15 protein-coding genes are annotated in these 12,195 nt (G+C 60.5%); 8 read left to right on the top strand and 7 right to left on the bottom strand.

What is annotated here, in order from left to right; genetic code table 11:
* The first annotated feature begins 21 nt into the window (after positions 1 to 21).
* Positions 22 to 252: a hypothetical protein gene (locus AC0Z4S_RS12670; RefSeq protein ID WP_485623234.1), complete on the top strand. Its 231-nt coding sequence runs from the start codon at positions 22 to 24 to the stop codon at positions 250 to 252.
* Positions 253 to 383: 131 nt separating this feature from the next.
* Here the strand turns inward: AC0Z4S_RS12670 and AC0Z4S_RS12665 are convergent, their stop codons facing one another.
* The gene (locus AC0Z4S_RS12665; protein ID WP_485623233.1) at positions 384 to 1,286 is read right to left on the bottom strand and encodes a DMT family transporter; all 903 of its coding nucleotides are present in this window, start codon (positions 1,284 to 1,286) and stop codon (positions 384 to 386) included.
* Positions 1,287 to 1,387: 101 nt separating this feature from the next.
* On the opposite strand from AC0Z4S_RS12665, the gene AC0Z4S_RS12660 reads away from it, so the two are divergent.
* A complete protein-coding gene (locus AC0Z4S_RS12660; RefSeq protein WP_485623232.1) occupies positions 1,388 to 2,254 on the top strand; it encodes a LysR family transcriptional regulator in 867 nt (288 codons plus the stop codon).
* 381 nt (positions 2,255 to 2,635) lie between these two features.
* A complete protein-coding gene (locus AC0Z4S_RS12655) occupies positions 2,636 to 3,697 on the top strand; it encodes an AI-2E family transporter (protein ID WP_485623231.1) in 1,062 nt (353 codons plus the stop codon).
* Here AC0Z4S_RS12655 and AC0Z4S_RS12650 read toward each other — a convergent pair.
* From AC0Z4S_RS12650 to AC0Z4S_RS12640, 3 genes are all read right to left on the bottom strand, one after another.
* Positions 3,694 to 3,876, bottom strand: coding sequence for a hypothetical protein (locus AC0Z4S_RS12650; RefSeq protein WP_485623230.1), 183 nt, complete (start codon positions 3,874 to 3,876; stop codon positions 3,694 to 3,696). The two genes, AC0Z4S_RS12655 and AC0Z4S_RS12650, sit on opposite strands and share 4 nt — an antisense overlap.
* 103 nt (positions 3,877 to 3,979) lie before the next feature.
* Positions 3,980 to 4,174 (bottom strand): hypothetical protein, encoded by a 195-nt coding sequence (locus AC0Z4S_RS12645; protein WP_016770691.1) that lies wholly within the window; start codon positions 4,172 to 4,174, stop codon positions 3,980 to 3,982.
* Between the two features lie 230 nt (positions 4,175 to 4,404).
* A complete protein-coding gene (locus tag AC0Z4S_RS12640) occupies positions 4,405 to 4,785 on the bottom strand; it encodes a hypothetical protein (RefSeq protein ID WP_024013471.1) in 381 nt (126 codons plus the stop codon).
* Positions 4,786 to 5,028: 243 nt separating this feature from the next.
* Here AC0Z4S_RS12640 and AC0Z4S_RS12635 point away from each other — a divergent pair, with 243 nt between their 5' ends.
* Together AC0Z4S_RS12635 and AC0Z4S_RS12630 are read left to right on the top strand one after the other, a co-directional pair.
* Positions 5,029 to 5,847: a shikimate 5-dehydrogenase gene (locus tag AC0Z4S_RS12635; protein WP_485623229.1), complete on the top strand. Its 819-nt coding sequence runs from the start codon at positions 5,029 to 5,031 to the stop codon at positions 5,845 to 5,847.
* A 188-nt stretch (positions 5,848 to 6,035) separates the two neighbouring features.
* The gene (locus tag AC0Z4S_RS12630) at positions 6,036 to 6,554 is read left to right on the top strand and encodes a cupin domain-containing protein (protein ID WP_485623364.1); all 519 of its coding nucleotides are present in this window, start codon (positions 6,036 to 6,038) and stop codon (positions 6,552 to 6,554) included.
* Between the two features lie 129 nt (positions 6,555 to 6,683).
* On the opposite strand, the gene AC0Z4S_RS12625 is transcribed toward AC0Z4S_RS12630, so the two are convergent.
* Entirely contained in the window at positions 6,684 to 7,328 is a 645-nt protein-coding gene (locus tag AC0Z4S_RS12625) for a YceH family protein (RefSeq protein ID WP_485623228.1), read from the bottom strand.
* A 125-nt stretch (positions 7,329 to 7,453) separates the two neighbouring features.
* On the opposite strand from AC0Z4S_RS12625, the gene AC0Z4S_RS12620 reads away from it, so the two are divergent.
* Complete coding sequence (locus AC0Z4S_RS12620; protein WP_253503494.1) at positions 7,454 to 7,963, top strand: DUF1993 domain-containing protein; 510 nt, start codon at positions 7,454 to 7,456, stop codon at positions 7,961 to 7,963.
* A 238-nt stretch (positions 7,964 to 8,201) separates the two neighbouring features.
* On the opposite strand, the gene sstT is transcribed toward AC0Z4S_RS12620, so the two are convergent.
* Positions 8,202 to 9,434 carry a serine/threonine transporter SstT gene (gene sstT, locus AC0Z4S_RS12615; protein ID WP_253503492.1) on the bottom strand — a complete coding sequence of 411 codons (1,233 nt, stop codon included), beginning with the start codon at positions 9,432 to 9,434 and terminating at the stop codon, positions 8,202 to 8,204.
* Positions 9,435 to 9,741: 307 nt separating this feature from the next.
* Between sstT and AC0Z4S_RS12610 the strand changes: the two genes are divergently transcribed.
* Entirely contained in the window at positions 9,742 to 10,899 is a 1,158-nt protein-coding gene (locus tag AC0Z4S_RS12610; protein ID WP_471879639.1) for an MFS transporter, read from the top strand.
* On the opposite strand, the gene nhaR is transcribed toward AC0Z4S_RS12610, so the two are convergent.
* Positions 10,894 to 11,793: a transcriptional activator NhaR gene (gene nhaR, locus AC0Z4S_RS12605; RefSeq protein ID WP_016775345.1), complete on the bottom strand. Its 900-nt coding sequence runs from the start codon at positions 11,791 to 11,793 to the stop codon at positions 10,894 to 10,896. The genes AC0Z4S_RS12610 and nhaR overlap by 6 nt on opposite strands.
* A gap of 133 nt (positions 11,794 to 11,926) precedes the next feature.
* Between nhaR and AC0Z4S_RS12600 the strand changes: the two genes are divergently transcribed.
* The gene (locus AC0Z4S_RS12600) at positions 11,927 to 12,169 is read left to right on the top strand and encodes a hypothetical protein (RefSeq protein WP_252874802.1); all 243 of its coding nucleotides are present in this window, start codon (positions 11,927 to 11,929) and stop codon (positions 12,167 to 12,169) included.
* Positions 12,170 to 12,195: the final 26 nt, after the last annotated feature.

The raw sequence follows: 12,195 nt of genomic DNA, 5'->3' as shown, positions 1-12,195 counted from the left end.
GCCAGTACTGTGAGGTGCAGCATGGCTGATGACTCGCTTGTTCCCGGTGGCATGACGTCCACCGACCACACCCGCCCCGTGTCCGGCAGCGACGAGCCGACATTGAGCGACCATGACGTACCGCCGGGCATGCACCCGGGGCGCGACCCATTGAGCGATGGCGACCGGCCGGATGACTGGAAGGATCCGCTAGATGACGAGGATGTGCCGCCGGCGGATGAGCCGACGCCGTTGTCGGATGATATGCGCTGAGGTCTGGGTTTTTTGTTGCGTGTGCCGGCCTCTTCGCGAGCAGGCTCGCTCCCACAGGGAATCTGTGTGGTACAGACATCCACTGTGGGAGCGAGCCTGCTCGCGAAGACGGCATCGGCTTCACCGCAGATTTACGCCTTGGTCTCACCTGCCCGAACTGTCCCAAGCCCACGCTCCAGATTCAACGCCAGCACACTGATCAACACCACCACCGCCCCCATCAGTACCATCACCGTCGGCCGTTCCCCCAACCCCCACGACGCAATTCCCATGGCCGTCGGCGGTATCAGATACAAGGTCATCGTCGCCCGGCTCAAATCCACATGCTTGAGCACGTAACCCCAGGCCAGATAAGCCAATGCGCTGGGAAACACGCCCAACATCAGCACCGCCCACTGTGCATGCGCCGGCGCTTCCATCACCGCATCAGCCAGCCCCGGCAGATAAATCAGCAACAGCAACGTCCCCGACCATACCGAGTAGCATCCCAGGCTGAAGCCGTCGTAGCGTCGCGCATGATGTTTTTGCAGGGCGAAATATATGCTCCAGGAAAGCGCCGCGAGCAGGATCAGCAAGCCATGGGCATCGATGGCGCCCATGCCCTTGTCACCGCTGACTACGATCACCACGCCGACAAATCCCAATAACACGCAACCCCAGCGCCAGATGCTGACGCAGTCCTTGAACACAAACCGCGCCAGCAGTGTGCTGAACAACGGGCTCGATTGCGCCAGCACACTGGAAGCGCCGGCGCTGATGCCTTGCTGGCCAATGTTCAAGGCGACGTGGTGCAGGCTGACGGCAAAGAAGCCCAAGGCAAACAACAACGGCACATCGCGCGTCTGTGGCAGGCGAATGCCCTTGAAAAGCGTAATCAGGGCCATCAACAGCGACGCCAGCAGAAAGCGCAGCAGAGCCAGATGGCCGGGCTCATACGCTTGCAAGCCGACATGAATACCGGTGGACGAGTAGCCCCAGCAGCCAATGACGAACACCATGGCCAGGATAATTTTGCAGGCAGAAGTCGAGTACATCATCGAGGCACCAAAGCAGTGGATGCGCCGAGTATCCTGGCGCCCGATCATTCGCCACAACTGACTTATACTGCGCTGACTGTTCACTCAGGGTGATGATTATGGAGCTGGCGCAAATCCGCATGTTCAAGACCGTGGCCGAGGTCGGCAGCATTGCCCGGGCCGCTGAAAGGCTGTTCTGCGTGCCGTCGAACATCACTGCGCGGATCAAAGCGCTGGAAGCCGAGTTGGGCGTGGCGCTGTTCTTGCGCGAGGGGCGCGGGTTGCGCATCAGCCCGGCGGGGCAGACCTTTCTCGTCTACGCGGAAAAGATTCTGGCCCTGACCGTCGAAGCCAAACGCGCGCTCGACCCCGCCGCCGAGCCATCCGGACCGCTGCGTATCGGCGCCATCGAGTCCTCGGCGACCGGGCGCTTGCCGCGCCTGTTGGCGAAATTCCACAAGCGCTATCCGCAAGTGGCGCTGGAACTCACCACGGGAACCTGGAGCCAGTTGCTCGACGACACCGTCAACCATCGACTCGATGGCGCGATTGTGGCGGTGGATGTCGAACGTGCTCAGCTCAACCGTACGCCGATGTATCGTGAGGAATTGCTGCTGATCGCCTCGACGTCATTCGGGCCGGTGCGTGACATAGGCGATTTGCAAGGCAAAACCGTGTTCATGTGGCCGCCGGGTTGCCCTTACCGCGCAGCGCTCGAGCATTGGTTGCTGCGCCAGGGGCACGCGCTGCCGATTGTCAGCCTGGCCAGTTACGGGGCGATTGTCGGCTGCGTCAGTGCCGGCGCCGGAGTGGCGCTGGTGCCCAAGGGGGTGTTCGAGCAATACGCCAAAGGCGCGGGCTGCGTGGGTCATGAATTTGCCGAACTGATGGCGATCGAGAATTTGTTTTACTGGCATGAAAACGCCGGAGTGCATCCGGCGCGGGAGGCGTTTGTGGGGATGTTGCGGGAGGAGTTTGCCCACTAGCAAAGCGGCCCTCACCCCAGTCCTCTCCCGGAGGGAGAGGGGGCCGACCGAGAGATATTTGTAGTGAGTTACGCCGACCTGAAAGCGCTTTAGCGAATCCATAATCGACTCGATATTTCAGGTCGATGTATGGCGCCAGACACCTCGGTCAGTCCCCTCTCCCTCCGGGAGAGGGCTAGGGTGAGGGGCTTTTCAGGTACCCACCAAATCCCGCATCAGGCAACGCAAAGCGCAAATCCATCCGGTGCCAACTCGAAGGGCAGCTGTCGCGAGGGTTTATCGATCTGCATCTATGCTCCATGAATAAACATGGCACTCGCGCGCGCGGCGGCTGACTAAGTGGGGCGGGCGTGCGTGACGCCTGACTGACATGGACCGGATATGAACGAAAAGAGTCTGCAATTCAAATCCCTGACGGTGCTGCTGGTGCTGGTCACGGTAGCTTTTATCTGGATTCTGCTGCCGTTTTACGGCGCGGTGTTCTGGGCTGTCATCCTCGGCATTCTGTTTGCGCCGGTGCAGCGCAAGGTGCAGCTGAAATTCGGCTGGCCACGCAACTTGACCTCGCTGTGCACCTTGAGCCTGTGTCTGGTGATCGCGATTCTGCCAGTGATCATCGTCGGCATTTTGCTGGTGCAGGAAGGGGCGACGGTCTACAAGAACATCGAAAGCGGTGAGCTGGACATCGCCGCGTATCTGGCACAGTTCAAGCACAGCCTGCCGCCGTACTTTCAGCACTTGCTCGATCGCTTTGGCATGGGCGAACTCGACAGCCTGCGGGAGAAAATCGTCAAGACGGCGATGCAGGGCAGCCAGGTGCTGGCGACTCAGGCGTTCAGTTTCGGCCAGGGCACGTTCGAATTCGTGGTGAGCTTTTTCATCATGCTTTATCTGCTGTTTTTCTTTCTGCGTGACGGCCCAGAGCTGGCGCGCAAGATGCGCACCGCGGTGCCGCTGGAGGAAAACCACAAACGCCGCCTGCAACTGAAGTTCAACCGCGTGGTGCGCGCGACGGTCAAGGGCAACGTGGTCGTGGCCGTGACCCAAGGTGCGCTGGGCGGGGCAATTTTCTGGTTTCTCGATATACCCAGCGCGTTGCTCTGGGCGGTGCTGATGGCGTTTCTGTCGCTGTTGCCAGCAGTGGGCGCGGGGATTGTCTGGGCGCCGGTGGCGGTGTATTTCCTGCTCAGCGGCATGATCTGGCAAGGCGTGGTGCTGGGCTTGTTCGGGGTTTTTGTGATCGGCCTGGTCGACAACGTGCTGCGCCCGATTCTGGTGGGCAAGGACACGAAAATGCCCGACTACCTGATTCTGGTTTCGACCCTCGGTGGTCTCGCGGTATTCGGCCTCAACGGCTTCGTGATCGGGCCGCTGATTGCCGCGCTATTCCTGTCGAGCTGGGCGCTGTTCGTCGAGACCAAACCAAAGGTGCAACTGCCTTAGGCACGGAACGCGGTGCTGGTGACTTGTTGCGACAGGGCCTGCGCGGCTGGCAAAGAGGTGAGCGGGCCGCTGATCGGCTCGCCATCGCGCACCAGATACCAGCAGGCGAGCAAGCCCGACGCGCGCAGCGAAGCGGGAACTGCGCTGCCGATCACCGACATGATTTGAACCTGAGCCATGGGAAAACCTCCATCAAACTGATGGGGCTACCTTAGGGATTTGCCAGCGCTGCGGACAATCAACGCTTTCGATAGTGGTCATTGATGCCAGTGAGGTCTGGCGTCACTCGACCACCTGATCGAGCATGTGCATGACTTCGCGTTCATTGAGCAGGCCCTTGTGCACAAGGTTTTCGGCGAGCAGGGACAGCAGCTTGGCGCAGCGATGGCCTTCCAGATGCTTGAGCTCGGTGAGCGCGCTGTACACTTTGCTCGAGGTGCACAAACCGACGATGCGGTGCGGATTTTGTGTGGGCATACAGTCGTCCTTGTTGTTATCGATCTGTTGTTTACGGACGGATTCAGATTGCGGTTCCGTCATGACAAAGCGGTGACCGTTTGATGAAAAAAAGCCCAACGGTCGATTCCATCATGCCGACTTTAGCTGCTCGAACTGTCCTCACAGCGACCTCGGCGAGATTTTTTCGGACCTTCGCCGACCAGCGGTCATAAAAAAGCCCCGCTCGAAAGCGGGGCTCTGTGTTGCGCTTACCAGCGTGGACCGCCGTAGTAACCATGCGGGCCGCCATAGTAGCCATGGGGCCGACCGTAGTAACCGCGAGGCGGGCCGTAGTAAACAGGGGCCGGCTGCACGTAAACCGGTTGCTGCACATACACCGGTGCCGGTTGGTAGTAGACCGGTGGCGGCGGTTGCTGCACGTAGACCGGTTGCGGCTGAACATAAACCGGCTGTTGCTGCACGTACACCGGCCGATCCTGGTTGATCAGTGCCGAGCCGATGATGGCCGAGCCGACGATCGCGCCAAACACTGCAGGGCCCTGCCAGCCATGGCCACCACCCGCTTCAGCCTGGCCGGTGACGGCGAGTGCGCCAATCAACAAAGCCATGATGGGAAGTTTACGAATCATGATAAGTCCTCGGTTCTTCGACCCGGCGGCTGGGCCTGAACCAGGCCCACAGTTGTCGCGGGGATACAGCTAAGACAGCAAATTTGCGAAATTCAGCACAGCCGCTGGGTAAATTTTGTGTAAGGTCTGTAGCGGCTTTTTTACTCGACAGCGCGGCGCCTCGAACAAGCCGCAATGATGATTCAGAACCCGGTGGGCTGGCCAATCCCGTCCATCCGAAAGTGCGTTTGAAGGAGAAGTTTCATGCAGATGAACCCGAACAAAGACACCCAATTGTGCATGTCCCTGTCCGGGCGGCCGGGGAATTTCGGTCTGCGTTTTCACAACCATTTGTATGAGCAGATGGGCCTTAATTTCTATTACAAGGCGTTCAGCAGCCAGGACTTGACCGGCGCGGTCGGCGGCATCCGTGCACTGGGCATTCGCGGCTGCGGCGTGTCGATGCCGTTCAAGGAAGCCTGCATTGCTCTGGTCGATGAGCTGGATGCCTCGGCGGCGGCGATCCAGTCGATCAACACCATCGTCAACACTGGCGGCCACCTCAAGGCCTACAACACCGATTACATCGCCGTCGCGCAGTTGCTGAAGAGCCACGCGGTGCCGAAAGATTCGACGTTCGCCCTGCGCGGCAGCGGCGGCATGGCCAAAGCGGTGGCCAGCGCCCTGCGCGATGGCGGCTACAGGAACGGTTTGATCGTCGCCCGCAACGAGCGGGCCGGACGGGCCTTGGCGGATTCGCTGGGCTATCGCTGGCAGGTCGAGCTCGGCGACGAGCGCCCGCAGATGCTGATCAATGTTACGCCGGTGGGCATGGACGGCGGGCCTGAGGCGGGGCAACTGGCGTTCGAGCCTGAGGTGATCAAAGCGGCGGATACCGTATTCGACGTGGTGGCGATTCCTTCGGAAACGCCGCTGATCGTGCGGGCGCGGGCCGAAGGCAAGCGAGTGATCACCGGGCTTGAGGTGATTGCGATACAGGCGCTGGAGCAGTTCGTGCTGTACACCGGCGTGCGTCCGAATGAGGCGCAGTTTGCGGCGGCGGTGGATTTTGCCCGTAGCTGATTGATTTTTGTAGTGGCTGAACGGGCCTCTTCGCGAGCAGGCTCGCTCCCACAGGTTGCGCTGGAATGCGATTGAATGTGGGAGCGAGCCTGCTCGCGAAGGCCGCGCTGCGGTTCTGGATCACTCTCTATAATTCTCGCCAGCACGCACAGATGTGCCCACCACAAAAACCACAACCGAGGCCGCCCATGCATCCGCCCATCCTCAACCTCAACGAGGTCGAACTTCAATCCCTGCCCGAAGCGCTCGCCCCCCCAGGCGAAACCGCCGGGCGTTATCAGCAGCAATTTGCGCGGATCGGCCAGCAACTGGGTGCGCAGAAACTCGGCTATCGCCTTTATGCGCTGCCGCCGGGCATGCGCGGCAGCCCATTCCACAGCCATCGGGTCAATGAGGAAATGTTCTACGTGGTGGCCGGGGCGGGCGAGGTGCGGTTGGGGGCCGAGCGTTTTCCGATCCGCGCCGGTGATGTGATCGCCTGTCCACCGGGCGGGTCGGAGAACGCCCATCAAATCATCAATACCAGCGCCGGTGAATTGCGTTATCTGGCGATCAGCACTCAGCAGCAGCCGGAGATTTGCGAGTATCCGGATTCGAATAAATATGCGGTGATGGATAATTTCGCGATGGATGCGGAGGGTAATGCGTCGGGATTTGTTGCCGTCGCGCGGCAGGCGGAGGGTGTGGATTATTGGGATGGGGAATAAAATCTGAAATTTGCAGATGTCCCCTGTGGGAGCGAGCCTGCTCGCGAAGGCGGCGGGTCATTCAAGATCAGAGGTGACTGACACTACGCTTTCGCGAGCAGGCTCGCTCCCACAATGGCCCTGTGTTGGTTATTCGAGACGGGCCAGGCGTTCTTCCAGCGCTGCAATGCGGGCCTCGAGTTCTTCGATACGCTCCAGCGAAACGCCACTGCTCGAACGCTCCCCAGGATTGTGCCGCGCCGTCAATATCGCCTCGATATCCGCCGGGTCGCCCAGCGCATGGGTATAGCGATCCTCGCGCTGCCCGGCCTGACGCGGAATCAGTACCGCCAGCCCACGCGCGATCAGGCGTTCAAGCTGATGCACGACCTGCTCGGTATCTTCGAACTCATGCATGCGCCCGCTGCGGGTCAGCAGTTCGTTGACGGTCTGCGGGCCGCGCAGAAACATCAAACCCGTGAGAATCACCTGTGCCGGCACCAGCTCCAGCGCCTTGTCGACCTTGTGCTCCCAGCGGTCGGCACGGCTGCCCATGACCAGCCGGGTGAAACCTCGACCTTCCAGCGCACGCAGGCTCTGCCCGACCTGGCCCTGATTGAGGTTCATCACCGGTTCGCGGCTGGTTTTCTGATTGCAGGCCAGCACCAGCGCGTTGAGGGTCAGCGGATAGGTTTCCGGGCTGGTGGCCTGTTTTTCGATCAGCGCACCGAGAATGCGGATTTCCGTGGCATTGAGCCGAGGCTGTTCGGAGGTGGATTCTTGTTCGTTGCTCATCGCGCGTTCCCTCTGCAGTCGAAGCCGCCTAGCCTAATCCTTGCCAAACAAAAGGCAAGCCGTGTGCTCATCAAGCATGGCTATAATCGCCACCACGTATTACCCAGCCATCACATGAGACTGCCATGACCATTTCACTGTACGCCGCATCCGTCCCGGTTTTTCAACAAATGCTCAACGCCCTGAGCGATGTGCTGAAGAAGGCTGAAGCCCACGCCAGCGCGAAAAACATCGACCAGAGCGCCTTCCTGCAAGCGCGTCTGTACCCGGACATGTTCCCGCTGGTGCGTCAGGTGCAGATCGCTGTGGATTTCGCCAAAGGCGTGTCGGCGCGTCTGGCGGAAGTCGAACTGCCGAAGTACGACGACACTGAAACCACTTTCGCCGAGCTGCAAGCGCTGATTGCCAAGGTTCTGGCCTTCATCGGCGAGATCAAGCCAGAGCAGATCGACGGCAAGGAAGGTATCGAAATCGTGACCCGTCCGGGCACGCCGAAAGAGAAGCGCTTCAGTGGTCAGGCGTATCTGCTGACTTACGGCTTGCCGCAGTTCTTCTTCCACGTCACCACCACCTATGCGCTGCTGCGTCATAACGGCGTTGAAGTGGGCAAGCGCGATTACATGGGCGCGTTCTAAGCCTGCAAAAGCCCCTCACCCTAACCCTCTCCCGGAGGGAGAGGGGACTGACCGTGGTGTTTGCCCGAGATACGCTGACGTGAGCTATCAAGCCGAACTCAGGTGTGAAAACGACACAGATCGGCTCCCTTTCCCCCTCGCCCCCTTGGGGGAGAGGGCTGGGGTGAGGGGGTAGATTCCAGCCACAAAAAAGCCCGCCAAGATTCACACCAAGGCGGGCTTTTCGTTGCGCGAGAAATTACGCCGTACGCTGAGCCTTCTCTTCCTCGCCCAGGCAAGCCGCCGCGGTAAACAGTACATCTGTCGAGGAGTTCAGCGCGGTCTCCGCCGAATCCTGCAGCACGCCAATAATGAAGCCCACCGCTACCACCTGCATGGCGATCTCGCTCGGGATGCCGAACAGGCTGCACGCCAATGGAATCAGCAGCAGCGAACCACCGGCCACACCCGAAGCGCCGCAGGCGCAGATCGCTGCGACGACGCTGAGCAGGATCGCGGTCGGGATGTCCACGGCGATGCCCAAGGTGTGCACGGCCGCCAGGGTCAGCACGGTGATGGTGATCGCCGCGCCGGCCATGTTGATGGTGGCGCCGAGCGGGATCGATACCGAGTAGGTGTCTTCATGCAGGCCCAGGCGCTTGCTCAATTCCAGGTTAACCGGAATGTTTGCCGCCGAGCTGCGGGTGAAGAATGCGGTGATGCCGCTTTCGCGCAGGCACATCAGGGTAAGCGGGTACGGGTTGCGGCGCAGCTTCCAGAACACGATCAGCGGGTTCATCACCAGCGCAACGAACAGCATGCAGCCCAGCAGCACCGCCAGCAGGTGCGCATAGCCGAGCAGCGCGCCGAAACCGGAAGTGGCCAGCGTCGACGCTACCAGGCCGAAGATGCCCAGCGGCGCGAAGCGGATCACCACGCGCACGATCAGGGTCACGCCGTTGGACAGATCATCGAGCACTTCGCGGGTGGTATCGCCGGCGTGGCGAATGGCGATGCCCATGCCGATCGCCCAGGCGAGAATGCCGATGAAGTTGGCATTCATCAGCGCGCTGACCGGGTTGTCGACAACGCTCAGCAGCAGGCTTTGCAGGACCTCGGTGATGCCGCCGGGCGCGGTGACCGCAACGTTTTCCGTCGACAGCACCAGATTCGACGGAAAGCTCATGCTGGCAACCACGGCCACCACCGCTGCGGCGAAAGTGCCCAGCAGATAAAGGAACAGGATCGGCCGGATGTGGGTTTCCTGGCCGTGCTTATGGTTGGCGATCGAAGCCATCACCAGCACGAACACCAGAATCGGCGCCACGGCTTTCAACGCCGAGACGAACACCTTGCCGATGAACGCGGTGGACTTCGCCGCTTCCGGGGCGAACAGCGCCAGGGCGATGCCGGCGATCAGGCCGATGACGATCTGGCTGACCAGACTGAGGTTTTTCAGGCGTTGCAAAAGAGAAGGGGACGAAGCGGTCATAACGGCATCTCTGTTTTTTATAGGGTGCGAAGCGTCGTGGGCAGTCACGAAACGCCTGTCGAAGTGACATCAACGCCGCCAAACGGCACGTTGAACAGCTGTGCGATTTTCAGGGCGCGGACTTTATCACAGCGTAGGCGCCAACCTTCAGGCCTGTGACGATCTGCCACCGGATCGAGCGGGCAGATCGGCAGTTTTGGGCAACTCAGTGCGGACACACTCTGCTAAGATTCGCCATCCTCATTTTCAAGTTCTGCCAGCGGGCCCTCGGGTCAACGCTGGTGTCGTCGTTTTGCTGGAGTTGCGCATGCTGTTGCCTATTCTTCTGTTGTCTGCCGCGGGATTCACGGTGCTGACCACGGAATTCGTCATTGTCGGCCTGTTGCCGGCAATTGCCCGAGACCTCGAAGTCACCATCCCGCAAGCCGGGCTGCTGGTGACCTTGTTCGCCTTTACCGTGGCGCTGTTCGGCCCGTTCCTGACCGCGTATTTCGCCCGTTTCGAACGTCGCAAACTGTTTATCAGCATTCTGATCATGTTCGGCCTGGCCAACACCGTGGCTGCGCTGGCGCCGAACATCTGGGTGATGGCCATCGCCCGCTTGATCCCGGCGCTGGGTTTGCCGGTGTTCTGGGCCTTGGCCAGCGAGACGGCGGTGGACATCGTCGGTCCGGATTTCGCTGGTCGGGCGATTGCCAAGATCGGCTTCGGTATTGTCTGCGCCACGGTGTTCGGCATACCTGTCGGCACGTTGATTTCCGACGCGTTCGGCTGGCGCAGCGCGTTTGGCATTCTGGCGCTGATCGCCTTTGCCAAAGCCTTGCTGCTGTTCGTCTATCTGCCGAAAACCAGTCTGCACCAGCATCAGGTCAGCTTCCGTTCGCAATTCAAGATCCTGCGCAGCCCGCTGATGATCGGCCATATCGTCCTGTCGATCCTGGTGTTCAGCGGCATGTTCACCGCTTACACCTACCTCGCCGACATCCTCGAACGCCTCGCCGGTTTCAACGGTACTGTGGTCGGTTGGTGCCTGATGGCCTTCGGCGCAGTCGGCCTGATCGGCAACTCGCTCGGTGGGCGTGCGGTGGATCGGCATCCGCTGGGGGCGTCGGTGTTGTTCTGTGCGTTCATGATCGCCGGCATGGTCTCGCTGGTGCCGAACATTCATTCGCCCGTCGGCCTGGCAGTGGCGATGGGCATCTGGGGCGTAACCCAGGCCGCGCTGTTCCTGGTCAGCCATGTGCGCCTGATGAAAGCCGCGCCAGAAGCGCCGGCCTTTGCTGCGTCGCTGAACATCGCCGGGGCCAACCTCGGTATCGGCCTGGGCGCGATGGTCGGCGGCCGGGTGATCGACAGCGCCGGTCTGGGCTTTCTCGGCTTCGCCGCTGCCGGCTTCATCCTGCTGTCGGTGTTCCTCGCCATGGTGCTGATGACACTGAAGCCGCGTGAAGCCTGCGCTTCATAATCCGGTAAACAGCTCGCGTCGGGCACCTTCGGTAATCGCAACGATGCCAGGGTGCTTGACCTTGCGTTCCACCGAAATAGCGTAGAACGACTCGCTCACCGCATCGGTCTGGCCGATCAGCTCGACGCCATATTGGCGCTTCACTTCCTCGGCAATCACGCTCGGGCCGATAAAGATCCCGCTGCCGGATTGGCCGAAGGCCTGCATCAAAGCACTGTCATCGAACTCGCCGACAATCTGCGGCTGGATCTGCTGCTCGGCAAACCAGCGCTGCAAGCGACTGCGCACCACGGTTTCCGCCCCGGGAATCAACAGCGGCGCGCCGTGCAGGCTGCGCGGAAAGTCCTGGCCATACTGTGCGGCGAGTTCGGCGGTGGCGAAAAAGCTGATACCGCATTCACCGAGTTTCTGGCTGTAGCCTTTGATGTCCAGATGCGAAGGCATTGGGCTGTCGGAAATCACCAGGTCCAGACGCTGGATCGCCAGATCAGCGAGCAGGCGTTCGAGTTTGTCTTCGCGACAGGTGATGCGCAGCGGCTCGCTCAGCTCCATGGTCGGCGCGATCAGGCGATAGACGATGGATTTCGGCACCACGTCGGCCACCCCGACACGGAACAGGATCTGCTGCTCGTTCGGTTGCGCGCGCAGCATCAGCTCCAGCTCGCCGCCCAACTGAAACATTTGCTCGGCGTAGGGCAGGGCCTGGCGCCCGGCTTCGGTGAGCTCCAGCTGGCGGCCAACCCGGCGAAACAGTTCCACGCCATAGGTTTGTTCAAGCAGTGAAATCTGCCCGCTGATGGTCTGTGGCGTCAGGTTCAGCTGCTCGCAGGCGCGGACGATGCTGCCGGTCTTGGCCACGACCCAGAAGTAATGCAGCTGTCGGTAATTGAGCATATCGGTCGCCACTTCGTGAAAATCGAAGTATAGCCGCTAAAAATACGAATTTTCCTGAAGTGTTCACCTGCCTAGAATGCCCAGCCATCGACGGCCGGTGTCTGCGCCTGTCTGCTCATTCGAAGGAAACCTTATGAAATACACATTTCCCGCATTGATGTTTGCGTCTTTACTGGTTCTGGCCGGTTGCGATCAGGCCGAGAAAAGCGCGCAGCAATTGATGGGCGCGGCGGCTGAGACCGCCAAGCAAGCGATCGACGACACCCACAAGGCCGCCGAGCAAGCGCTCAGCGATGCTACCGGTGGCTTGATCCAGAAAAAAGAAACACCGGAAAAACAAGCGGAAGAATCCGAATCTTCCTCCGAGACCATCTGAACCGTCTTACACAGAGTCAGGACTGA

Source organism: Pseudomonas sp. 1L-B-1-E-C1 (assembly GCF_057291835.1).
Note: the sequence above shows the minus strand (reverse complement) of the source record. Positions and strands in the feature narration are given on the sequence as shown.